The 1,061-nt window shown below is 27.0% G+C and carries 1 protein-coding gene; it reads left to right on the top strand.

Going from position 1 to position 1,061, the window contains the following annotated elements; all coding sequences use genetic code 11:
• Positions 1-21 precede the first annotated feature (21 nt).
• Entirely contained in the window at positions 22-972 is a 951-nt protein-coding gene (gene cysT / locus JFN88_RS14555) for a sulfate ABC transporter permease subunit CysT (RefSeq protein WP_199020014.1), read from the top strand.
• The last annotated feature ends 89 nt before the right edge of the window (positions 973-1,061 follow it).

Below are 1,061 nucleotides of genomic sequence, written 5' to 3'. Positions count from 1 at the left end.
AAATAATATATATTTTATTTTATGTCAACAACATCACTTTTTCTTTATAATCCAGGTTATAAATTATTATTAGACCGTTTTACACATTCATTTTTAAATGCTAGAAGAAAAAAATATCACAAATTTTTTTCAAAAGAGGGAATAGATGATATATTAGGATATCTTTTTGATGAAAAAAGAGTTACTTTATTCCTTTTCTCTCATTTAAGTTTTTTTTTGTTTCTTCCACTTTATGCTATTTTTTCTTATGTAGCAAAATCTCCATGGGAGATAGTCATAGAAAAAGCTACTAATGATGTAGCTCTTGCAGCTATTTCATTGTCTTTTAGATTAGCGTTACTAGTAGCTATTATTAATACTAGTATAGGATATATAATAGTTTGGTGTTTAGTAAGATTCGATTTTCCACTTAAAAAAATATTAGATGCTGCAGTTGATTTTCCTTTTACTATGCCAACAGCAGTAGCTGGATTAACATTAACTACTTTATTTGGTCCAAAAGGAATTGGTCGCTTTTTAAGTAAAGAATCACAAATTATTTATACAGTAAGAGGTGTTTTTTTAGCAATGCTTTTTACTACTGCTCCTTTTGTAGCGCGTTCAGTGCAACCAATACTATTACGTGTAACTTTAGATTTAGAAACAGAGGAAAATGCATGGTGCTTAGGAACTGATGAACAAGAAACATTTAAGAAAATATTGTTTCCTATAACATTTCCCGCTTTATTAAATGGATTTACATTAACTTTTTCTAGAGCTTTAGGTGAATATGGTTCTGTTGTCATGGTTTCTGGTAATTTTCCATTCGAAGATTTAGTTTCTTCTGTTTACGTTTCACAAACTTTAGAACAATATGATTATATAGGTGCTTGTACTATAAGTTCTATGGTTATTTTAGGTGCTTGTATATTTTTATTTATAATGTATACATTACGTTATTATTACCATGTTCGAAAAATAAGAAAACATTAGTAATTATTTATTTTTTTTATGTTCCCAATAGTTATAATAAAAGATTTTATTCAATTTTTAAATAAGAGATTAAACACTCGTTTCTATTC

The sequence above is a fragment of the Paenibacillus roseus genome, assembly GCF_016424485.1.
Classification (GTDB): Bacteria; Bacillota; Bacilli; order Paenibacillales; family Paenibacillaceae; genus Paenibacillus_D; species Paenibacillus_D roseus.
Note: the sequence above shows the minus strand (reverse complement) of the source record. Positions and strands in the feature narration are given on the sequence as shown.

Excerpts from the sequence above, each read along its gene's own strand:
- cysT (WP_199020014.1), top strand. The coding sequence starts at position 22 with ATGTCAACAACATCACTTTTTCTTTATAATCCAGGTTATAAATTATTA.